This is a genomic window from Novosphingobium sp. ST904, assembly GCF_001298105.1.
Classification (GTDB): Bacteria; Pseudomonadota; Alphaproteobacteria; order Sphingomonadales; family Sphingomonadaceae; genus Novosphingobium.
In genome coordinates, this window is sequence record NZ_LGJH01000130.1 from 37136 (window position 1) to 60152 (window position 23017).

At 65.5% G+C, this 23017-nt stretch carries 13 protein-coding genes and 2 pseudogenes; 10 read left to right on the plus strand and 5 right to left on the minus strand.

All coding sequences use genetic code 11. From position 1 onward, the window contains the following. The first annotated feature begins 101 nt into the window (after positions 1-101). Entirely contained in the window at positions 102-2066 is a 1965-nt protein-coding gene (locus tag ADT71_RS08195) for a TonB-dependent receptor (RefSeq protein WP_231635725.1), read from the plus strand. Beyond that, a complete protein-coding gene (locus ADT71_RS08200; RefSeq protein ID WP_054436150.1) occupies positions 2063-2899 on the plus strand; it encodes a hypothetical protein in 837 nt (278 codons plus the stop codon). Before ADT71_RS08195 ends, ADT71_RS08200 begins: the two co-directional genes overlap by 4 nt. Here ADT71_RS08200 and nikR read toward each other — a convergent pair. From nikR to ADT71_RS08215, 3 genes are all read right to left on the minus strand, one after another. After that, positions 2882-3355, minus strand: a complete 474-nt coding sequence (gene nikR / locus ADT71_RS08205) for a nickel-responsive transcriptional regulator NikR (protein ID WP_054436153.1) — start codon at positions 3353-3355, stop codon at positions 2882-2884. The two genes, ADT71_RS08200 and nikR, sit on opposite strands and share 18 nt — an antisense overlap. 205 nt (positions 3356-3560) lie before the next feature. Next, positions 3561-4478 (minus strand): BON domain-containing protein, encoded by a 918-nt coding sequence (locus ADT71_RS08210; RefSeq protein WP_054436155.1) that lies wholly within the window; start codon positions 4476-4478, stop codon positions 3561-3563. A gap of 163 nt (positions 4479-4641) precedes the next feature. Then, a complete protein-coding gene (locus ADT71_RS08215; protein WP_197282951.1) occupies positions 4642-5862 on the minus strand; it encodes an FAD-binding oxidoreductase in 1221 nt (406 codons plus the stop codon). A 176-nt stretch (positions 5863-6038) separates the two neighbouring features. Between ADT71_RS08215 and ADT71_RS08220 the strand changes: the two genes are divergently transcribed. The 4 genes from ADT71_RS08220 (at position 6039) to ADT71_RS33290 (ending at position 10948) form a co-directional block, all read left to right on the plus strand. Next, positions 6039-6929 carry a Ku protein gene (locus ADT71_RS08220; RefSeq protein WP_054436176.1) on the plus strand — a complete coding sequence of 297 codons (891 nt, stop codon included), beginning with the start codon at positions 6039-6041 and terminating at the stop codon, positions 6927-6929. A gap of 3 nt (positions 6930-6932) precedes the next feature. Continuing rightward, complete coding sequence (gene ligD / locus ADT71_RS08225) at positions 6933-9458, plus strand: DNA ligase D (RefSeq protein ID WP_197282952.1); 2526 nt, start codon at positions 6933-6935, stop codon at positions 9456-9458. Between the two features lie 135 nt (positions 9459-9593). After that, positions 9594-10124, plus strand: a complete 531-nt coding sequence (locus tag ADT71_RS33285; protein WP_054436159.1) for a hypothetical protein — start codon at positions 9594-9596, stop codon at positions 10122-10124. 20 nt (positions 10125-10144) lie between these two features. Continuing rightward, the gene (locus ADT71_RS33290) at positions 10145-10948 is read left to right on the plus strand and encodes a tetratricopeptide repeat protein (protein WP_054436162.1); all 804 of its coding nucleotides are present in this window, start codon (positions 10145-10147) and stop codon (positions 10946-10948) included. Between the two features lie 311 nt (positions 10949-11259). Here ADT71_RS33290 and ADT71_RS08240 read toward each other — a convergent pair. Both ADT71_RS08240 and ADT71_RS08245 read right to left on the minus strand, forming a co-directional pair. Continuing rightward, positions 11260-12748 (minus strand): annotated as a pseudogene (locus ADT71_RS08240) (MFS transporter). A gap of 177 nt (positions 12749-12925) precedes the next feature. Next, positions 12926-13966: a LacI family DNA-binding transcriptional regulator gene (locus ADT71_RS08245; protein ID WP_054436164.1), complete on the minus strand. Its 1041-nt coding sequence runs from the start codon at positions 13964-13966 to the stop codon at positions 12926-12928. Positions 13967-14217: 251 nt separating this feature from the next. Here ADT71_RS08245 and ADT71_RS08250 point away from each other — a divergent pair, with 251 nt between their 5' ends. The 4 genes and pseudogenes from ADT71_RS08250 (at position 14218) to ADT71_RS08265 (ending at position 22731) form a co-directional block, all read left to right on the plus strand. Then, positions 14218-17001 carry a TonB-dependent receptor gene (locus tag ADT71_RS08250; protein WP_185999182.1) on the plus strand — a complete coding sequence of 928 codons (2784 nt, stop codon included), beginning with the start codon at positions 14218-14220 and terminating at the stop codon, positions 16999-17001. A gap of 153 nt (positions 17002-17154) precedes the next feature. Then, positions 17155-18870: an alpha-amylase family glycosyl hydrolase gene (locus tag ADT71_RS08255; protein WP_054436166.1), complete on the plus strand. Its 1716-nt coding sequence runs from the start codon at positions 17155-17157 to the stop codon at positions 18868-18870. A 21-nt stretch (positions 18871-18891) separates the two neighbouring features. Continuing rightward, positions 18892-20483: pseudogene (locus tag ADT71_RS08260) on the plus strand (alpha-amylase family glycosyl hydrolase). A gap of 166 nt (positions 20484-20649) precedes the next feature. Next, positions 20650-22731, plus strand: coding sequence for a glycoside hydrolase family 97 protein (locus tag ADT71_RS08265; RefSeq protein ID WP_054436168.1), 2082 nt, complete (start codon positions 20650-20652; stop codon positions 22729-22731). The last annotated feature ends 286 nt before the right edge of the window (positions 22732-23017 follow it).

Consider the following 23017-nt stretch of genomic DNA (forward strand, 5'->3'; position numbering starts at 1 on the left):
CTTGGGCGACTCGCTCGTTTAGGCGCAGTGCTTGTCGCAGCGCGGCTGTTGCGGCCGCACTGCTGTCTGCCCACCCGGCCTTGGCCGAGGAGGAAGTGCCTGTGGCGGCGGACAGGGAGATCGTTGTCTACGGGCGCGGTCTTGCGCAGATCGGGATTGCGCAATCCGGCTCGCAAGGCGTCGTGGGCTATGAGGATTTCGCGGACAAGCCGCTCAGCCGCGTGGGCGAACTGGTCGAGAATGTGCCGGGTGTGATTGCCACGCAGCATTCGGGCACGGGCAAGGCGAACCAGTATTTCCTGCGCGGCTTCAATCTCGATCACGGCACCGATTTTGCGGGATTCGTCGACGGCGTGCCCATCAACATGCGCACGCATGGGCATGGGCAGGGCTATCTCGATCTCAACTTCCTGATCCCTGAACTGGTTGAGCGGATCGACTATCGCAAGGGCCCGTACTTTGCGGATGTCGGGGATTTCTCAGCCGCCGGAACCGTGCAGTTCAGGACCGCCGACAGCCTGTCCCGCCCGCTGATGGAGGCGACGGCAGGCAGTTACGGCTACTACCGGGCGCTGGCGGCCGGCAGTGTGAAGGCGATGGGCGGAGACCTGCTCATGGCGGTGGACGGCACGCATTCCAACGGCCCCTGGGATCTCGATGAGGACCTGAAGAAGGTCAACGGCCTGCTGAAGTATACCCAGGGCACACAGAAACACGGATGGAGCATCGGTTTCACCGGCTACCGCGCGACCTGGAATGCGACGGACCAGGTTCCCCGGCGCGCCATCGACGAAGGGCTGATCGATCGTTGGGGAAACATCGATCCGGCTCTTGGCGGACGCACGACCCGGCTTGGCCTGTTCGGGAACGCCGCGCTCGGGAATACGGAAATCTCCGCCTATGCGACCTATTACCGGTTCCTGCTGACGTCCAACTTCACATACTTCCTGAATGACCCGGTCAACGGCGACGAGTTCCAGCAGCGCGACCGGCGCGGCGTTTTCGGCGGCTCGGTCCGTCACCGTATCGAATCGCAGTTCGCCGGGCTGCCCGTCACCTTCACGCTGGGTGGGGACGGGCGGTGGGATCATATCGGCAAGATCGGGCTCTATTCCTCGGTCGCCGGCGTAACGCGCGCGGCAATCCGGGAGGACAAGGTCGACGAGTACAGCGGCGGTGCCTATGGCGAGGCGGCGGCCGCGCTTTCTGGCCGGCTGCGCCTGACGCTGGGCCTGCGCGGCGATGTCTATGGTTATGACGTGAATGCCCTGACGATGGCCGCCAATTCCGGCAAGGGTTCCGACGCGATGCTGAGCCCGAAAGCCGCGCTGGCCTGGCGAGCGACCGACCGGCTGGAGTTCTACGCCAATTACGGAGAGAGCTTCCATTCCAACGATGTGCGCGGGGCGGCGATCCGCAACGATCCCGTCACGGGGGAAGCGGTGGACCGCGTGCCGGTGCTGGTGAAGGCGCGGGGCGAGGAACTGGGCGTGCGGCTGGAACTGCCGCGCTTTACCGCCTCGCTCGTGGCCTTCCACCTCAGCCTCGGTTCGGAACTGGTCTTCGTGGGTGACGGTGGCTCCACCGAGCCCAACGATGCCACGCACCGCCGCGGCGTGGAGGCGACGCTGTTCTGGCGCCCGGTGGACTGGCTGGCGCTGGATGCCGCCGGTGCGCTCACCCACGCGCGGTTTCGCGGCGTCGATGCGGGGGAGGACCGCATTCCCAACGCCGTCAGCGAAGTCCTTTCGGCCGGAGCGGCGGTCGAACTGGGCCATGGCTTCAGCGGCGCCCTGCGGCTGCGCCACTTCGGCGCGGCACCGCTGATCGAGGACAACAGCGTGCGTTCGCATCCCACCAGCCTCGTCAACCTGGGCGCCTATTACACGCGCGGTGCCGTGAAGATCGGTCTCGACGTGCTCAATCTCTTCGATGCCAGGGATGCCGACATCTCCTATTACTACGCCTCGCGTCTTGCCGGAGAGCCGGCGGAAGGCGTGGAGGACCGCCACATTCACCCGGTAGAGCCGCGCCAGGTTCGCCTTTCCCTGAGGTATCGCCTGTGATCGATCCGGCCACGCTCTCGTTTCAGGCGCTTCTGCTGACCGGTTTCGCGCTTGGCGCGCGCCATGCGCTGGATGCCGATCATCTTGCCGTGGTGGACGCTGCCGCGCGGCGATCTGCGGTTTCCCGGCCGTGGCATGCCCGCATGGCGGGGGTCTCCTTCGCGGCCGGTCACGTTCTGGTCGTGACCGGGATCGCCTTTGCCGGGTGCCTGTTCCTTTCCCGCCAAGTGGCCCCGCCCGACTGGCTGGCTCTGACAGGAGTGGCCATTTCGGCCACGACACTGATCCTGCTGGGCATGATGAATCTGCGCGCGGTACGTCGCCATGCCGGAACCGGGCCGGTCCCGGTCCGCGGCTGGCGCAGCCGGCTGGTTCCTCCTGCCGACAGGAGCCCGATGATCGTGCTGACCGGCGCCCTGTTCGCGATCTCGTTCGATACGGTGGCGATTGCGCTCGGGCTGGGGGTTGCGGGAAAGCTGCTGGGCGGCTGGTCCTGGGCGCTGATGGGCTGTGCGGGCTTCGCGGCGGGAATGGTGCTGGTGGGAACCGCGAACGGGGCCTTGACCGTCCATCTCCTGCGCTCGGCCGACGCGCGCGCGGCGATGGTCTCGCGCGCCGTCACCGGCGGGATCGGACTTGCCAATCTCGGGCTGGGCCTGCTGGGAATGGCGGCCCTGCTGCTGCCGAGGCTGGATCAATGGCGCGAGGCGCACGGGCTTGCCGCCAGCGCTGCGGTCGTCGCGCTCAGCGCCGGGACTTTCGCCTTCGCTGCGCTGCTGCACGCCCTGCGTGCCAAAGGAGGGCGCGCCGGGCCTTCACTTGCTGCGCGGTGACATATGCGCATGGCCGTGGTGGTCATGCGCGCCAGCGTGGTCGTGACCGTCTCCGGCTTCCACGTCGAGCATGTTGATCGTGCCGAAGCGCACGCCCCGCTCGGCCCGGACCCGGTCGGCGAAAGCCTTGACCTGGCGGGTCGGCCCCTTGAGCATCACGCTTTCCAGTCCGTGGTCATGGTCCAGCCGGACCAGCGTGCTGGCCGCCACCAGATCGTGGTGTTCGTGCTGGAGATCGGCAAGGCGCTGCGGCAGCGAGCGGGTGCGGCGGTCGAAGACGTAGGACAGGTTGGCCACGCAATGCTCGCTGCGGCTGTTCTCCTGCCGCCAGCTTTCGATGGCGCCGCGCACAAGGTCGCGCATGGCTTCCGAACGGCTCTGATAGCCGCGCTCGGCAATCAGCTGGTCCAGCGTCTCCACGAGTTGATCGTCGATGGAGATGGTCACGCGCTGCATGGATCTGGCACTTTCGGGATGGAAAAGACAGGCCCTGTCTGGCGCGGCGATCGGGCCCCGTCAAACCCGGCCTCCAGCCCCGACACGCATGAACCACGGGCCAAGGCGAACAAACCGAGCCACAGCGGATGCCGAGAGAAATGGATGCGAAAAGGGGAAGCCCTTTCGGGCTTCCCCTCGAACCTGTCCGCGTGTCGCTGAGCGATCAGCGAGACAGCGGCGTGGTGGCCGATGGCGTGGTCGTGCTTCCCACTGAATCGCCGACGCGCAAGTTGTTCTGCACATGGCGCACGCCGGTGATGTCGTCCGCAAGGTCTTCGGCGCGGCGCTTCGACTGGCGGCTGCTCACCGTGCCCTCAAGCGTGACTTCACCGTCCTTTACCACAACCCGGACATGGCTGGCGTCGATCCGCCAGTCATTCGTCAGCGTATCGTTCACGTCCTCGCGAATACGTTCGTCGGAGCGGGTGTAATCGGACGGCCCGCGGCCGCGATGATCCTCGCGGTGGTCTTCCTCGCGCCGGCGCGTGGCATCCTCGCTGCCGAACCAGCTTGCGATCTCGTCGCCCGCGCGTTCGAGGAAGCCGCGGCGTTCGCCATATTCGCGCCAGCCGCCATAGTCATCGCTGGATGCCCAGCTTCCGGGGCCATGGCTGGGCCGATAGGAACCGCTCGGCCTCATGCCGCCGGTCAGGCCGCCGCCGCGATTGTAGAAATCCCGGCCGCCATAGTCGTCGCCGGTGAATTCGGCGAAGTCGTTGCCGCCGCTCGCATCGAAAGTGTGCGTGGGGTATTCGGAGGTGCTTGCAGAGCGGCTCTCCCCGGAGAAGCGATAGCGGCGTTCGCCTTGCAGGGGGCGCCTGTCGTCGCCGCGATAATCGCGCGAGCCGGTATCGTAGCGGCTGGCGCCATCCGGGCGTGCCCTATCGCGGGCGCGGCCTTCACCGAAGTGGCTGGTGCCTTGATCGTCATCCTGCACCCAGTCACCGCCGGCCTGACGGTTTGCGTCGGCTTGCCACTGATGGGTCTGGCGCGGCGAATCCCAGGACGATTCGTCACTGCGATAGCCGCCGGAAGGCTGCTTTCCGGCCGAGGGCGTGATGTTGGGATCGCGTCGATTCATGGCTGCTCTCCTTGGCGTTTTTCAAAACTTTCGGACGGAGGAGATGTCCGGGACTGGCCGGCTCTCTTGGCGTCTGAAGTTCAAACGGGCCGCCGGGGATTGCGATCCACTGTCCGGCGCGAATTGCGGGGCGTCTGTCGCAGAGGGCGGCGCAGGGGGGCGATCAGGACGAAAACCGGTAGGGGTCGAACCCGTCGCCATCCGGGTCGGGCTCACCCGCAAGCTCGCGCTCCAGCAGTTCCGCGGCGAGAGCGGCGAAGGCTATGCCGTTGCCGCCGAACCCGGCCGCCAGCCAGACATGCTCCATCGAAGCGCTGCGGCCGATCGCGGGCAATCCGTCGGGGGAACTTCCGAAGGTCGCGCTCCAGGCGCGATCCCATGCGATCGGCCCGGACCCCAGCGTGGCGGCCAGCTTCGCGGCGATCGTTCCCGCCTTGCCGGGGAGCAGCGCATCGCGGTAGTCGGAATCGGCCAGTTCGACATCCTCGCCGCCCGCGATCACCCGCCCATCGGGTGTAGTGCGAACGTAGAGGTAGGGATCGCTCGCCTCCCAGATCATGGCGTCCTCCCGCCAGAGCGGAGCGATTCCGGGCCGCGTCGCAATGGCAAAAGTCGAAAGCAAGGAGAAGCTGGAGGGCAGGAACAGGCGCGCGCGCTCGTAGCCGGTGGCCAGGATCACGTCCCTTGCGCGGAACGAGCGCCCGTCGGACGCCTCCAGCACGATCCCGGCGGAATCGGGGTGCAGCGCGGCGATGTCGATCGGATAGACCACTTCCGCGCCGGACTGCCGGGCGCGGCCCAGCAGTTCGTGGCAGGTATGCACGGGGTCGATGGAGAAGGAGCCGGAGGAGACGATACCGGCGCGGGGCGCCACTCCGAAACGTTCGGCCACGGCCGCCGCGTCGAGGTAGTCGGACGGCAGGTCATGGCGGCGATGGGCTTCGGCTTCCTCCCGCAGCCCATCGGCATCCAGCAGGTCGCCCGCGAGATAGAGCGTGGGACATGTGCGCTTGCCGTCGATCCCGAGCCGGTCCAGCCGTTCGCCGAACCGCTGGACCGCGGCGAACACGCGCTTCCAGCGCCGGGCCGCTTCCGGCTCGCCCAGCGTCCGGGCCAGGGTCAGCAGGGGCACGTCCATGGCCCACATGATCTGTGCGGTGGAGGCGGCCGTGCTGCCGCAACCGGGCGGACGGCGATCGCAGACGGCGACTTTCCGGCCGCTTGCGCTCAGGCGTTCGGCCAGGATCGCACCCATTATGCCGCCGCCCAGGATCGCAATGTCCACTTCGGCGGAAGGGAATTCCGAGGTCTTGGGGCAGTGCCATTCGCTTTCCCGCCAGGGCACGCTGCCGGTGCGCAAGTCGCGGGATTCCGTGAGAACCATCGATTGCTCGTTCATCGCCATTGCCGTCCTTCGCCTTTGCCGAACCAGACTGGAACGTGCGAGGCGGGCGTTCGGGGGCAGCGCGATCTTCATCTCTTTCGGCGCTCGCCCGAATGGCCACGGGAACCACGACAGGCCCTCGCGGCTTCCTTCTTCCTGCGAGGAAGGAACAGGCCATGGCCGCACGCGCATACTGGCAGGGACAGATCAGGCTGGCGCTCGTCTCGATCCCGATCGAGGTCTATCCGGCCACGAAGTCCGGCGCCGCGATCTCCTTTCACCAGATCCACGAACCCACCGGAAAGCGCATCCGCTACGAAAAGGTGGCCGCCGGCGTGGGCCCGGTGGACCGTGACGAGATCATCAAGGGCTACGAGGTGTCCAAGGGTAACTACGTCCTCCTCGATGAGGAGGAGATCGAGGCGGTGAAGATCGAAAGCCGCAAGACCCTGGAGCTTGTCCAGTTCGTGGATGCCGACGAGATCGACGTGCTCTATTACGAGAAGCCCTACTTCGTGGTGCCGGCCGACGATCTCGCCGAGGAAGCCTATATCGTGCTCCGCGAGGCGCTGCGGAAAAGCCGCAAGGTCGGGCTAGGCCAGTTGGCGGTGCGGGGGCGCGAGCAACTCGTGTCGATCAAGCCCTGCGGACGGGGCCTCGTCATGGAAGTTCTGCGCTATGCAGACGAGGTGAACAAGGCGCAGGGCTATTTCCGCGAGATCGGCGACGACAGCCCTGATGCCGACCTGCTCGACCTGGCGACCACGCTGATCGACAAGAAGACCGCGCCTTTCCGCCCGGCCGAGTTTCATGACCGCTACATCGACGCGCTTCACCGCCTGATCGACAAGAAGGTCAAGTCCAAGAGCAACAAGCGGGTGCTGGAGGACGTCGAGGAACCCGCCGGGAACCGCAAGGGCAACGTGATTGACCTGATGGCGGCGCTCAGGAAATCGGTAGGCGAAGGGGGAGCAGCGAAGAAAGCCGCGCCCGCGAAAAAGGCGCCTGCCAAACGCGCGGCGCCTTCCGGCAAGACCGCGGCGCCGCGCGGCAGCAAGCGGGCCTGAGCCATGGCGCGAGGCGTGAGGAAACCCGATCCCCTTGCCGAATACAACCGCAAGCGCGACTTCGCGAAGACGGCGGAACCGTCAGGCAAACAGGGGGTGAGCGCCGGCGGCGATCTCTTCATCGTCCAGAAACATGCCGCGCGGCGGTTGCACTGGGATTTCCGGCTCGAAGTGGACGGCGTGCTCAAGTCCTGGGCGGTGACCAGGGGGCCGAGCGCCGATCCCGAGGACAAGCGCCTTGCGGTGCGCACCGAGGACCATCCGCTCTCCTACGCCGAATTCGAGGGAAGCATTCCGCACGGCGAATACGGCGGCGGCACGGTGATGCTGTGGGACGAGGGGACATGGGCGCCGGTCGCGGGCAAGAGCGCGAAGGATATCGAGCAGGGCCATCTGCATTTCGCCCTCCACGGGGAACGGATGAAGGGCGAATGGCTGCTGGTGCGCATGAAGGGCCGCCCCGGCGAGAAGCGCGAGAACTGGCTGCTGCGCAAGGTCGCAGACGGTGAGGCGCTGTCGGGCGACAGGTTGGTCGACGAGGGGCTTACCAGCGTTCTCACCGGCCGGACCATGGCCGAGATCGAGGCCGATCGGCAGGGCACTCAGTCGCTCAGGGGCAAGAAAGGCAAGGCTTTCGCGCAGGCCATGGGCGCTGCGGCCGAGCATAATGCAAAGGCTGCGAAACCGAGGGCGCGCAAGGCGCGAACCGGCACGCCGCCGAAATTCCGCGCCTTGCAGCTCGCGACTTTGGTGGACGCGGTGCCGGACGGCAACCTGTGGATGCACGAGATCAAGTTCGACGGTTATCGTGCGCTGGTTGCGGCGGCGGGGAGCGCGGTCCGCGTCTTTACCCGCAACGGCCACGACTGGACCGACAAGTTCGCGCCGCTGGCCGGGATCATCGCCGGGCTGGACCTGCCGCCCTGCCTGGTCGACGGAGAGATCATCGCGCGGGGCGCGGATGGGAATCCGAGCTTCTCCAGCCTGCAGGCCGTGCTCAAGCGCGGTCATGGCAGCCAGAAGGACAGCGATGCTCTGGAGTTCCACGCATTCGACCTGCTGGAACTTGACGGTCGCGATCTGGCCCCGCTTCCCAATATCGAGCGGAAAGAGCGGCTGGAGGCGCTCCTTTCGGAAGCGCTGCCGCCCGTTTTCGTGGCCGACCATGTGATCGGCGCGGGCGAAAAGCTATACGATGCCATGTGCCGGGCCGGGCAGGAAGGCGTGATCGCCAAGCGCATCGATGCAGCTTACGCGGGGCGGCGCACGCGAAGCTGGGTCAAGATCAAGTGCACCCGGCGGCAGGAGTTCGTGGTGATCGGCTGGAGCCGCTCCACTGCGCGCGGACGGCCGTTTTCCTCGCTTCTGCTGGGCCAGCACGAAGACGGCAGGCTGGTCTATCGCGGCAAGGTCGGCACCGGTTTCGACGCCGATGGGCTGAACGACATCGCCGCCAGACTGGCCCCTCTGGCACGCAAGACCGCGCCCGCCGAAGTGGCAGGCGCGGAGGCGCGGGGGGCGAGCTGGGTCACACCGAAACTGGTCGCCGAAGTGGCCTTCGCGGAATTCACGGCCGAAGGCCGGGTTCGCCATGCCAGCTTCCTGGGGCTGCGCGGGGACAAGGAAGCAAGGGAAGTTGCGCCGGAAATGCCAAAACCTGCCCCACGCGCCGTGATCGACGTGAAAGTGACCAGCCGCGACCGGGTGATATTTCCCGAAAGCGGCCAGACCAAGGGCGAGCTTGCCGATTACTACGCCGAGATCGCGCCGCTCCTGCTGCCCTTTGCCGCCAACCGGCCGATCAGCCTCGTGCGGTGTCCTCAGGGCCGGGCGAAGAAATGTTTCTTCCAGAAGCATGACAGTGGCTCATTCGGCGAACATGTGCATCATGTCCCGATCCGCGAGAAGGATGGCGGCAGCGAGGACTATCTGTACCTTGGCGACGCGGACGGTCTGGTTGCCTGCGTGCAGATGGGCACGATCGAATTCCACGGCTGGGGCGCCCGCGCCGATGCGGTGGAGAAGCCTGATCGCATGGTCTTCGACCTCGACCCCGACGAAGGGCTGCCATTCCCGGAATGCCGCCGCGCCGCGCAGGACTTGCGCCGCCACCTTGCGGATATCGGCCTCGTCAGCTTTGCCATGCTTTCGGGAGGCAAGGGGGTGCATGTCATCGTGCCGCTTACGCCCGGTCACGACTGGGAAGCGCACAAGGATTTCTCGCGCCGGTTCGCCGAAGCACTGAGCCAGGCGGAACCCGATCGCTACGTCGCCACGATGAGCAAGGCCAGACGCAAGGGCAGGATATTCATCGACTGGCTGCGCAACCAGCGCGGTAGCACAGCGGTCCTGCCTTATTCCGCCCGTGCCCGTGTGGGAGCGCCGGTAGCGGTGCCGATCGCCTGGGACGAGCTGGACGAGATGAGCGATGCGCATCCCTTCGCGATCGGCGATGGCCACCGCCTGATCGAACGGGCCGCCCAACTGCGGGGGTGGGGTTTCGCCGAACAGAGCTTACCCGACTTGTGATCTGCAGCATGTTCATAATGTTCATTTGTGAACACGGCAAAAAAATCTGTATCGTTGCTGAACATCGGCATTCCCAATCTTGAGAATTACTTAAGGAGCGAGTAACCTTCGGGACCTAGGGGCGGGCGGGTTTTTATGACATCAGAAGACCGTCGACTTGATGGGTGGAAAGCGATAGCGGCTCACTTCGGCCGCGACCGCACAACCGTTGCCCGCTGGGCGCGCGAAAGGGGGCTGCCGATCCATCAGCTCCCCGGCGGCAAGCAGAAGACGGTATTCGCCTTCGAGCGGGAACTGGTCGAATGGGCGCAGCGGAATTCCACTGCCGAACTGTTCGACATACCACTGCCGCAATCGCCGCAGGGTTCATTCGATGCGGAGCCGGACGGAGCGGTTACGGGGAAATATCGTAGCCCCGCCCTCTATGCAGGCCTTGCCGCGCTGGCGCTTGCAGGACTGTTCGCATGGGGCTTGTGGCATGACCGTTCGCAGAGCGAGGCCCTGCCCGAAGACCCCGTCGTGGCACGCGATTTCGTGGCCGCGCGCGATGCATGGGGGCACCGGACACCCAAGGATCTCGGCGCTTCGATCCGGCTCTACACGTCCGTGATCGAGCGTGACCCGAACTACGCGCCGGCCGCGCGGGACTGGCGGAAAGCTGGCTGATCTACCGGGAATATGGCGAGGTGAACGACGCGGAGGCCTTCGGCAAGGCGCGGAGCGCGGCTCAGAAAGCGCTCGATCTCGATCCCGATCTGGCCAGCGCTCACCGTGCGCAGGGCTTCATCGAATACTGGTGGGACAACGATCCCGAAGCCGCGCTCAAATCCTTCCGCGAGGCGCTGCGGCTCGATGGAGAAGACGGGCAGACATATTTCTGGCTGGCCAACATCCTTTCGGATCTTGGCGAAGACGCGATGGCCGAACGGTATTATACCAAGGCCATGCTGCTGATGCCCGGTTCCCAGCCGATCGCGGTGGAACATGCCTGGTCGCGGTGGCAGGCCGGGAATGACCGGGAAGCGCTGGCGCTCCTGCTCGACCTCAAGCGAACCTATCCGCAGGACGCGACTATCAGCAGTTGTCTCTCCTGGGTCTATCTCGGCATGGGCGATATTCGCGGCTTCACTCGTGAACTCGGCGATTTCGCCCGGTTGCGCTCGGATCCGGGCGCCGCCGCGCTGGCGGAAAAGATGACGGGGGCGCTGAACAGCGATCCTGCCCGCGCGCCCGACATCCTGATTGCGGATGCTCGCGGCGAACTTGCCGAGGGTGGGCGGCGCATCCGCCAGACACCGGCATTCTACGCCTCGGCCACCGGGCGGCGGAACGAATTGGTCTCGCTCATGAAAGAGGCGGTGGTGTTGGGGGAGCGCTGGAACTCCCGGCCCGTCACTCGGCGAATCGAATCGGCGTGGAAGAACGACCCGGAGGTGACCGGCCTGCTCGGGCAGTTGGTGTTCCCGCCGCCGAGGGTAGCGCTACCCTGATCGGGTATGAGCGAATAGCCCCTCTCCCATCGCCGCGGCGCTGATAAGAAAATGATTTTTGGCGAATTTCTGCAATTTGCAGCAATTTGCATCACCGTAGAATCACCTGCGTGGGCGTAGAATAATTCTTGTGGGCGTCGGGGGCATTGATCTGCTGGAGCAGGTCGCAGGATCGGGGGATCTGGACCAGGCCGGCGCTATATTCGGAGCGACCCAACCTAGGCCCCGCGCGGGAATGGTTTCCGCGGGGCCTATTTTTTGCGCATTCGCCAAAGAGCAGTTCGCCTTGGGCCGGAGCCGAGGGTTACGACCTAATGCGCTTCACCAATTCGCAGAGCGGCGAGCGCGGCGATCAGCAGGGTGGCGGCGGCAAAGGCCATGGTCCATATCGGCTGACCGGGGAAGAAGGCTTTCATGATCGAGCCCATGACGGTGGCCACCAGCAATTGCGGCAGCACCACGAAGACGTTGAAAAGGCCCATGAACACGCCCAGCTTCGCCTGCGGCAGGCTGCTGGCGAGAATGGCGTAGGGCATCGCCAGGATCGAGGCCCAGGCGATTCCGATTGCGATTTCGCACAGCACCAGCGCATCCGGGTCGCGAATGGCCATGAAGCCCGCGAAACCGAGGGCTCCGAACATGAGGCACAGCGCGTGCGTGCGGGCCTTGCCCAGCCGCCCTGATAGCCACGGAAGCAAGGCCAGCGCCGCCACGGCCGCCACGCCGTTGTAGACGGAGAACAGCACGCCGACCCAGTTTCCGGCCTCCTGATAGGCGGGGCTGGAGGGATCTGCCGATCCGAAATGATACTGCGCGACGACCGGCGTGGTATTGATCCACATGATGAAAAGCGCCGACCAGCTGAAGAACTGCACGAAGGCGAGCCGCTTCATGATGGGCGGCATCCCGGAGAAATCGCCGACGATCCCAGCCAGCATCGAGGCGCTGCGCCCCGATCGGGCCAAGGCGATCGCGGCGATCACCGCCATCCCGTATGCCGCGAGCAGGCCGGCGAGCAGATAGACTTCCTTTTCCAGACCCCAGAACCGCACGGCCAGCGCGATGAGCACGCCTGCCGCGATCCACGGCGCCCCGCCCAGCAGGTTGCGGTCTGCCAGGCTGTCGGCCGCCGGTGCGGAAGGCGATTGCTCCGCTTCCTCGAAGGCGGCCTGCTCCTGCGGTGAATATTCGCGCGTGGTCAGGACCGTCCACAGCACAGCTGCCAGCAGGGCGAGGCCGCCCGCCAGGAAGCTGTAGCGCACGGTATCGGGTATCCCGCCCGCACCGCGCTGTTGCTGATGCCGAAGTGGTCGAGAACGTAGGGAAACAGCGACCCCACCACCGCGCCGCGCCGATGAAGGCGGTCTGCACCGCGTAGCCTGCGGTGTGCTGGTCCTTGCGCAGCATGTCGCCGACGAAGGCGCGGAACGGCTCCATCGAGATGTTGAGGCTGGCGTCGAGCATCCACAGCAGCATGGCTGCCATCAGCAGGCCGCCGCTTTCCGGCATCGCCAGCAGCGCGACCGCGGCCAGCACGGCGCCGCCGAGGAAATAGGGGCGCCTGCGGCCGAAGCGGCCAAGCCAGGTGCGGTCCGACATATGCCCGACGATCGGCTGTACCAGCAGCCCGGTGAGGGGCGCGGCGATCCACAGGGCGGGCAGGTCGTCGATCGAGGAACCGAGCGACTGGAAGACCCGGCTCATATTGGCGTTCTGAAGCGCGAAGCCGATCTGGATGCCGAAGAAGCCGAAGCTGATGTTCCATAGCCCGGCCCATCCCTGCCGCGGTTTTTCGAGCATTTCCGCGCCTTTCCCGGCCCCCGTCATCGGCATTCCTTCCCTTTGCCGCGCGCATCCATGGTCGCATCGGTCATGGCCCGGAGACCTTGCATGGCGGCTCGGCGACGGCAACATGCATACGAATACCTTCGAATTCCGGGCGCTACAGAACGACACCTAAGGGGCACAGAACCCCGCCTAGAGCGGGCCCAGCGTGCTGCGCCGCGCGATCAGTCTGGCGCCCAGCGTCGCTTCCGGCACGGGCCGGTCCTCGATCAGGGCGACCAGCGTTTCGACCAGGCTTTCGCCCGCGCCTTTCAGGTCCTGCATGACCGTGGTGAGCGGCGGATTGGTCATGCTGGCGGCGGGCAGGTCGTCGAAGCCCATGACCGCCACGTCGCCGGGGATCGTCCGCCCGGCGGCGGCGAGCGCGCGCATCGCGCCGATGGCGATGAGGTCGCTGGCGGCGAACACGGCGTCGAATTCCACGCCGTCATCGATCAGTGCCCGCATCGCGCTTTCGCCGAGGTCCTCGTGGCTGATCGCATCGTGCTGGAGCGCGGGGTCGCAGGCGATCCCGGCCTCCGCCATCGCGGTGCAGAGGCCGCGGTAGCGTTCGGCGAATTCGGGGTAGTGCTCGTCCGCCTGGCCGAGGAAGGCGATCCGCTTGCGGCCGAGGGCGATCAGGTGCGCTCCCGCCAGCCTGCCCGCGCCGAAATTGTCCGAGCCTACCGTTGCGCCGATATTGTCCTCGCTCACCGAGCCCCAGCGCACGAACTGGGTGCCCTGCCCGACAAGCTGCTCAAGCCGGCTTTCGTAGAGGGTGTAGTCACCGTAGCCGAGCAGGATCAGCCCGTCGGCGCGGTGGCTGTCCTGATAGCGGACGTGCCAGTCGTCCTCCATCTTCTGGAACGAGATGAGCAGGTCCATCCCGCGATTGGCGCATTGCCGGGTGATCGCGCCCAGCATGGCGAGGAAGAAGGGGTTGATCTTGGAATCGTCGGGCGTCTGTTCCTCGAAGAACAGCAGCGCGATCGTGTTCGACCGCTGGGAGCGCAGCGAGGAGGCGTTCTTGTCGACCGAGTAGTTCAGTTCCCGCGCGATGGCCTCGATCCGGGCCCGCGTGGCCGCGCTCACCGCCTTGCTGCCGCGCAGCGCGCGGCTGACGGTGGGTTGGGACACCCCGGCCCGATAGGCGATGTCGAAACTGGTCGGCCTGTTGCTCGGTTTGCGTCCCATCGTCCCGCTTCCCTGTCTCGCCCGCTAAAGTCCTGTTTTTCCGCCGTCTCGCCCATGTCCGCCGCGTTGCATTCGCGCAACGCAACGTGGCCTCGCGGCACTTGCGTATACGTATGCCATATTATGCATTCGCCTGTCCCGCCCTAAGCGAGAGGGAACGGAAAGAGTCGTGGTGCAAAAAATCGCCGGGCCTTCCACGGCCGCCCCCGAGACATCGAAGGGGCGGACGGTCACTTGAGGAGGAGGACAGGATGTCGCTTCATAAGCAGTTTTCGCGCCGGAATTCGTCTTCGCTGGCGCTTGCGGCCGCCCTGGCCGCCGTGCCGTCTTTCGCCTTCGCGCAGGACGCCGCCCCGGTGGACGATCCCAAGCAGGATCAGGCGATCATCGTCACCGGATTTCGCGCCAGCCTTGAATCGGCGGTCAACAAGAAGAAGCGCGCCGAGCAGATCGTGGAATCGGTTTCCGCCGAGGATATCGGCAAGCTGCCCGACGCTTCCATCGCCGAGTCCATCGCCCGCCTGCCGGGCCTGACCTCGCAGCGCGTCAACGGCCGCTCCAACGCGATCTCGATCCGCGGTTTCGCGCCCGATTTCTCGACCACGCTGCTGAACGGCCGCGAGCAGACCTCCACTGGCGACAACCGCGCCGTCGAGTACGACCAGTACCCTTCCGAAGTCATCAACGCGGTCAACGTCTACAAGACGCCGATGGCCAGCCTTGTCGGGCAGGGGCTGTCGGGCACCGTGGACATGCGCACGATCCGGCCGCTCGATACCGGCAAGCGCATCGTCACCGTGGGCGCGCGCGGTGTCTATGCGGATCTCGGCAAACTGAACAAGGGCTCGGACGACAAGGGCTTCCGCGTCAACGGCATGTACGTGGACCAGTTCGCGAACGACACGCTCGGCATTGCGCTCGGCGCCAGCTACAACGACGAACCCTATCAGGTGCAGGAGTTCAACTCCTGGGGCTATGCCGATGCGGCAGACGGCAACAAGGTTATCGGCGGTTCGAAGTCGTACAACACGTCCAGCAAGCTGAAGCGGCTGGGGCTCAACGGCACGCTGCAATGGCGGCCGAGCGCGAACTTCACCTCGACGATCGATGCCTTCTATTCGAACTTCAAGGACGACCAGATCAAGCGCGGCATCGAACTGCCGCTCTACTGGTCCTCGGCCACGCTGGACCCGGGCTACACCGTGGAAGACGGCCTGATCAATTCGGGCAGCTTCTCGAACGTGAAGGGCGTGCTGCGCAACGACGTGTTCCAGCGCCATGCCAAGCTCTATTCCTTCGGCTGGAACAACGAATGGAAGGGTGACGACGGCTGGACGGCGATGTTCGACGCCAGCTATTCGAAGACCGACCGCAACGAACTGACCATCGAGAGCTATTCGGGCACCGGCCGCGCCGGAGAGGGCGCCACCGATACGATCGGCTTCACCAGCGCCGCCAGGGGCACCACTTTCACCCACGATCTCGACTATGGAGACTGGAGCCAGATCCTGCTGACCAGCCCGCAGGGCTGGGGCGGCACCCAGATCGGCACTGACGGCACCGCGATCTACGGCGGGCAGGACGGCTACTACAACAACCGCAAGATCAAGGACGAGCTCTGGCAGTTCCGCACCGAGGTGAAGAAGGAGCTGGATTCCTCCTTCCTCAGTTCGATCCAGGCGGGCATGAACTATACCAGCCACTCCAAGACGCTGGTTCCCGAAGAATATTTCCTGGGCCTTGCCGCCAATACCGACGGCACCGTCAGTGTGGAAGTGCCCGAGCAGTACCGCCTCGGCACCACCAATCTGAAGTACCTCGGGCTGGGCAACGTCATCAGCTACAACCCGCTCGACCTGATCCGGGACGGCATCTACAATCTGGTGCCCAACCCCACCGGAGACGTGGTTTCCAAGGGCTATGCGATCCGCGAAAAGCTGATGACCGGCTATCTCCAGGCCAACATCAAGTCGCAGATCGGTGCCGCCGAACTGACCGGCAACGTGGGCGTCCAGGCGATCTGGACCGACCAGAACTCCAGCGGCGGCAGCGCCGCGCCCAACCTCGATCCGGTGACGGGCGAACAGATCCTCAACCCCAACGGCTCGCCGAGCTATTTCTACGCCACCCGCCGGTCCAGCACCGACTATCTCGACGTGCTGCCCAGCCTCAATCTCTCGCTGCGTTTCCCCAGCGACTTCGTGGTCCGCTTCGCCGCAGCGCGCGAGATCATCCGCCCGCGCCTCGACGACATGCGCGCCTCGCTGGAATACGGCTATACCTTCACTGACGGCGTGGCAGTGGTGACGGGTTCGTCGGGCAACCCGGACCTGCGCCCGTGGCGCGCCAATGCGCTTGACCTCACGTTCGAGAAATACTTCGCGGCCAAGGGCTATATCGCCGCGCAGTTCTTCTGGAAGGAGCTGAAGAGCTACATCTACAACCAGGACGTGGTGATCGACAGTTCGACGCTGGCCCTGCCCGATCCGGGCAATGGCTACACGATCTCGCCGATCGCGGTCATCAACGTGCCGGTCAACGGGCAGGGCGGCAAGCTCTACGGCGTGGAAGTGGCGGGAACGCTTCCCTTCGATGCCTTCACCTCGGCGCTTTCGGGCTTCGGCGTCACCGGCTCGGTCGCCTATACGCAGTCGAAGATCCATCCGATGCCGGGAGAAGCGGCTTCCGCGCTGCCGGGCTATTCGAAGTGGGTGGCCAACGGCACCGCCTTCTTCGAGAAGTGGGGCTTCAACCTGCGCGGCTCGGTCCGCTATCGTTCGACCTTCATCGGCGAAGTCTCGGGCTTCGCGGCCAACCGCCAGCGGCGCCGCGCGCAGCCGGAAACGATCGTCGATGCGCAGATCGGCTATGACTTCCAGCCGGGGAGCGCGCTGGAAGGGCTCTCGCTCTATATCCAGGGCCAGAACCTCACCAATGCGCCCTTCGTGACGACCAATCCGGGCGATAGCCGCCAGATCATCGACTACCAGCGCTACGGCGCGCGCTATCTGGCGGGCTTCACGTATAAGTTCTGAGGCCGGTTATCGGTGCCGTGCGGGGAACCTCCTCCTCTCCGGCGGCATCGCAATGGGCGGAACCGGGAAGTTCCTCTCCCTCCCTTCCCGGTTCCGCTTCCCCCGAACGGGTTTCGGGGCGACGTTGAAGCAAAACATCGGAGAGTTCCCGAGATGCACCGCCTGCTATCTTCCCTCATTGCGCTGGCCGGATCGCTTGCCGCGCCAGTCGCGCTGGCGGGTCCGCTGGAAGACCTGCGCGCGCGCAGCCCCGAGCAGGAGGTGATCTACTTCGTCCTGCCCGACCGGTTCGAGAACGGCGATCCTTCCAACGATGCGGGCGGGCTCAAGGGCGGCAAGCTGGCCACCGGTTTCGATCCCACCGACAAGGCCTTCTATCACGGCGGTGACCTCAAGGGGCTGGCCGCGCGGCTGGGCTATATCCAGAACCTCGGCGCGACGGCAATCTGGGTGGGGCCGATCTTCAGGAACAAGCCGGTGCAGGGGCCGAAGGGGGGCGAGAGCGCAGGCTATCACGGCTACTGGATCACCGACTTCACCCATGTCGATCCGCATTTCGGAACGGACGCGGACTTCAAGGCGCTGGTCGATGCCGCCCATGCGCGGGGGATGAAGGTCTACATGGACATCATCGTCAACCACACGGCAGACGTGATCCAGTACCGGGAGGGGGCTGCCGAGGGCTATCCGTACCGTTCGAAGGCGGACTATCCGGCCTCTGCTTATACCCCCTTCGTTCCCAGGGGCGAGGAGCGCGTGAAAGCGCCCGCATGGCTCAACGATCCGGCTTACTACCACAATCGCGGCAATACCGACTGGAAGGGCGAAAGCGCGCAGCTTGGCGATTTCGTCGGGCTGGATGACCTGGCGACCGAGAACCCGCGCGTGCTGGAAGGCATGATCGCGATCTACGGCGACTGGATCGACAAGTACGGCATCGACGGTTTCCGCATCGATACGGCCAAGCATGTGAACCCCGAATTCTGGCGCGCGTTCGTTCCCGCCATGAAGGCGCGCGCGGCGGCGAAGGGCATCCCGAACTTCCACATCTTCGGCGAAGTGATGACGGGTGATTACGACCCGGCGCTGCTGGCCAGCTGGACGCGCAATGCCGGGCTGCCCGGCGTGCTGGACTTCGCCTTCATGCATGCGGTGCTGAAGGCTGCGGGCGGTGGCAGCAGCGAGGAACTGGCGCGTCTGCCCGATGATGACGGTCTTTACGAGGGCGGCGCCAGCGCGGCGCTGCAATTGCCGACGTTCCTCGGCAACCACGACGCAGGGCGCGCGGCGATGTTCCTGAAGGCCGCGAACCCGGCGATGAGCGCGGACGAACTGCTGAAGCGGGATGAACTGGCCCATGCCATGCTGCTCACCCTGCGCGGCGTGCCGACGATCTATTACGGCGACGAGCAGGGCTTTACAGGGGCCGGCGGCGACCAGCTTTCGCGGCAGGACATGTTCGCCAGCAAAGTGGCGATCTACAACGGCGAGGCGCTGGTCGGTTCGGCCAAGACCACGGCTACCGAAAGCTTCGATCCCGCCCATCCGCTCTACCGCCTGATCGCGCAGCTTTCCGTCTTGCGCGTGAAGACGCCGGCGCTGACTGATGGCCGTTCGGTCACCCGCGCGGCATCGGAGAAGCCCGGCCTCGTCGCCGTCTCCCGCTTCGATCCGGCCACGGGCCGCGAGGTGCTGCTGGCTTTCAACACCTCGACCGCGCCGGTCTCTGCAGCTGTTGCCGTCGATCCGGCCTCGCTCTCGTTTGCAACGCTGGCGGGCACGGCCTGCGCCGCCAGGGCCAGCGCGCCCGGTTCGGTGCGCGTAGACCTGCCGCCGCTCGGCTTTGCTGTCTGCGCGGCGAAACCCTGATCCTCCCCTGCGGAAAAGACCATGACCTTACCTGCCGAATGGTGGCGCGGCGCCGCCATCTACCAGATCTATCCCCGCAGCTTCGCGGACGCCAATGGCGACGGCATCGGCGACTTGCCCGGCATCGCCGCGCGGCTCGATCACGTGGCGAGCCTCGGCGTGGAGGCGGTGTGGATTTCGCCCTTCTACGCCTCGCCCATGGCCGATTTCGGCTATGACATTGCGGATTACTGCGCCGTCGATCCGATTTTCGGCACTCTGGAAGATTTCGACGCGGTGATCGCGCGGGCCCGCGATCTGGGGCTCAAGATCATCGTCGATCAGGTCTACGCCCATACTTCGGACCGGCACGCGTGGTTCGTGGAAAGCCGCCAGAGCCGCGATAACCGCCACGCGGACTGGTACGTCTGGGCCGATCCCAAGGAGGACGGCACCCCGCCCAACAACTGGCAGTCGATCTTCGGCGGCCCCGCATGGCGTTGGGACGCGCGGCGCGGGCAGTATTACATGCACAACTTCCTGGCCGAGCAGCCGCAGCTCAATTGCCATAACCCGCAAGTGCAGGACGCGCTGCTGGGCGTGGCGAAGTTCTGGCTGGATCGGGGCGTCTCGGGCTTCCGCATCGACGCGCTCAACCATTCGATGCATGACCCGCTGCTGCGCGACAATCCGCCCGCGCCGAATGATGGCAAAGTCCGCACGCGGCCCTACGACTTCCAGATCCAGCGATACAACCAGTCGCACCCGGATATTCTGGCCTTCATCGAGCGGTTGCAGGCGCTGATCGCCTCTTATCCCGATACCTATTCGCTGGCCGAGGTCGGCGGGCTCAATGCCGGGGTGGAGATGAAGGCCTTCACGCAAGGGTCCGCGCGGCTGAACAGCGCCTATGGCTTCGACTTCCTCTATGCCGAGAGCCTGACCCCCGCGCGCGTCGCGGCGGCGCAGGAATTCTGGCCGGACGAGCCCGGAATGGGCTGGCCGAGCTGGGCTTTCGAGAACCACGACGCGCCGCGCGCCGTCTCGCGCTGGTGCGCTCCTGAGCACCGGGACGCCTTCGCGCGGATGAAGGCGATGCTGCTCCTTTCGCTGCGGGGCAATCCGATCGTGTTTCAGGGCGAGGAACTCGGGCTGGAGCAGGACGAGGTGCCGTTCGAACTGCTTCAGGACCCGGAGGCCATCGCCAACTGGCCGCTCACCCTCTCGCGCGACGCGTGCGCACGCCGCTGCCGTGGAAGGCGCAGGACGAGCACGGCGGTTTCACCGGTGGCCATCCGTGGCTGCCGCTTTCCGAAGCGAACCTTGCCCGCGCCGTGGACCGGCAGGAGGCCGATCCCGCCTCGCTGCTGCACCTGACGCGCCGCCTCATCCACGTGCGGCGCGACGATGCGGCGCTGCGCCGGGGCACTTGCGAGGTGCTGCTGGCGGACGAGACGCGGCTCGTGCTGCGCCGCGAGGCGGAGGGGCGCTCCGTGCTGGCAGTATTCAACATTGGTGAGCGCGATGCGGCCTGGCCGCAGGAGGTGCCGACAACGGGCAAAGTCCTCGCCGCCGTCAATGACGCCGCGCCCGGCTCGCTCCCGGCATGGGCCGCGATCTGGATTGAGCAATGACCAAAAAATTTCGTCACCCCCGCGAAGGCGGGGGTCCAGCGTCCTGCACCACACTGCTGGATCCCCGCCTTCGCGGGGATGACGAGGAACGTGGAGGGCCAGGTCGGGGACGATGCATCCCATCAATGGCCGCCGCACCAGTGCAAGTTTCAAAAGGAGATCGGGCATGAAGCCTTTCCGCCTGCTGGGCGCTACCAGTTTTCTTGGAGCCGGCATCCTTGCCGCTACTCTCGCCCCGCTTGCCGTTCATGCGCAGGAGGCCAAGCCCAGCGTCACCGCCGCCTCGCCCGATGGCTCGATCGTGCTCACCGTCGGCACCGACAACGACAGCCGCCCCACATGGTCGCTGTCGCGCAAGGGCAAGCTGCTGATCGCGCCGAGCAAGCTGGGCTTCGTGCTGACCGACGGCGTCAACATGGTGCGCGGCTTTGCGATTTCCGGCAGCGAAAAGGGCACGCATGACGATACGTGGCAGCAGCCCTGGGGTGAGCGCACCAATGTGCGCGATCATTATAACGAGGTGACGGTCCACTTCCGCCAGTCCGCCGCGCAGGGCAGCCGGTTGATGGACGTGCATTTTCGCCTGTTCGATAACGGCGTGGGCTTCCGCTACGAACTGCCCGAGCAGCCGGCGATGAAGACGATGAAGATCGCCGACGAAACCACCGAGTTCGACATCGTGCCCAAGGGCGAGGCATGGTGGATCCCCGGCGGCGAATGGAACCGCTACGAGCAGGTCTACCAGAAGACCGCGATCGACGCGGTTTCCACCGCGCATACGCCGATCACCATGAAGCTGGAGGACGGCACCCACCTGTCTTTCCACGAAGCAGCGCTGGTCGACTATGCGGGCTACTGGTTCAAGCGGGCGGATGGGCAGACTTTCCGCACCACGCTTTCGCCTTCGTCACGCGGAGCGCGGGTGGTGCGCGATCTGCCGTTCAACACGCCCTGGCGCACGATCCGCATCGCGGACAATGCGGCGGGCCTTGTGGAGAACGATCTGGAACTGAACCTCAACGAACCCAACAAGCTGGGCGATGTCAGCTGGGTGAAGCCGATGCGCTATATCGGCATCTGGTGGGGCATGATCCGCGGCGATTGGACCTGGGCGACGGGCCCCCAGCACGGCGCCACCACCGCGCGCGCCAAGCAGTACATCGACTATGCCGCCCGCCACAATTTCGGCGGCGTGCTGATCGAAGGCTGGAACAAGGGCTGGGACGGCGACTGGTTCGGCCACGGCGACTTCAGCTTCACCGAAGCTACACCGGACTTCGATATCAAGGCCGTGACCGATTACGCCCGCAAGAAGGGCGTGGTGCTGATCGGCCATCACGAGACCGGCGGCAATATCGCCATCTACGAAAAGCAGATGGATGCAGGCTTCGCGCTCTATGAGAAGCTGGGCGTGCCTGCGGTGAAGACCGGCTACGTGGCCGATGGCGGCGGCATCATTGCCGATACCTGGCGCTACGGCGAAAAACCGGGCGAAACGCATATGGAATGGCATGACGGCCAGCGTCAGGTGAACCATCATCTGGATGTGGTGAAGCTGGCCGCACAGCACCACATTGCCATCGACGCGCACGAACCGGTCAAGGACACCGGCCTGCGCCGCACTTATCCGAACTGGGTCAGCCGCGAAGGCGCGCGGGGCATGGAATACAACGCCTGGGGTGCCTTCGCCAACGGGCCGGACCATGAGCCGACGCTGGTCTATACCCGCATGCTCTCCGGCCCGATGGACTTCACGCCGGGCGTGCTGAGCCTTGAAGGCGCGCATCACGATCCGCTGGCCTCCACGCTGGCCAAGCAGCTTGGGCTCTACCTTGCGATCTATTCGCCGATCCAGATGGCGGCGGACTTCGTGGAAAACCTCGACAAGCATCCGCGCGAGATGGAGTTTATCAGCCACGTCCCCACCGACTGGGCCGAAAGCCACCTGATCGCCGGCGAAGTGGGCGATTACGCGGTGTTCGCGCGCAAGGACCGGAAGAGGCCGGAATGGTTCGTCGGCGGCGTGAACGACGCGACGGCGCGAAACGTCACGCTCTCGTTCGACTTCCTCGAACACGGCAAGACCTACAAGGCGACGATCTGGAAGGACGAGGAGGGCGCCACCTACCTCACCGATGCCCGCCACAGGATCGCCTATGACACGCGCACCGTGAAGAAGGGCGACACTTACGATCTTTGGCTCGCACCGGGCGGCGGCGCGGCGATGCGGCTCGTTCCCGTGAAGTAGACCCGCAAGCCCTGTTGCAACAGGCCAGCGGCGCGGCCCCGGCGAGAAATCGCTCCGGGGCCGCACTGCGTTTGCGGGCATCTGCAGGGAGATGACGAAGGGCTGCTCGCCCGATCTTGACAATTGTGTGAAATTGTCGTTGTAGCGCTACCAATTTGATAACCGTGGTTGGGGGAGTCATTTCTATATGCCGCTGATGCCGTCTGACTGGGCGCAGGGAACGTTCGTGGGCCGCGCGGACTTTGGGGAGGGGCCTAGCCCGATCCTGGTGCTGCGCGGCGAACTG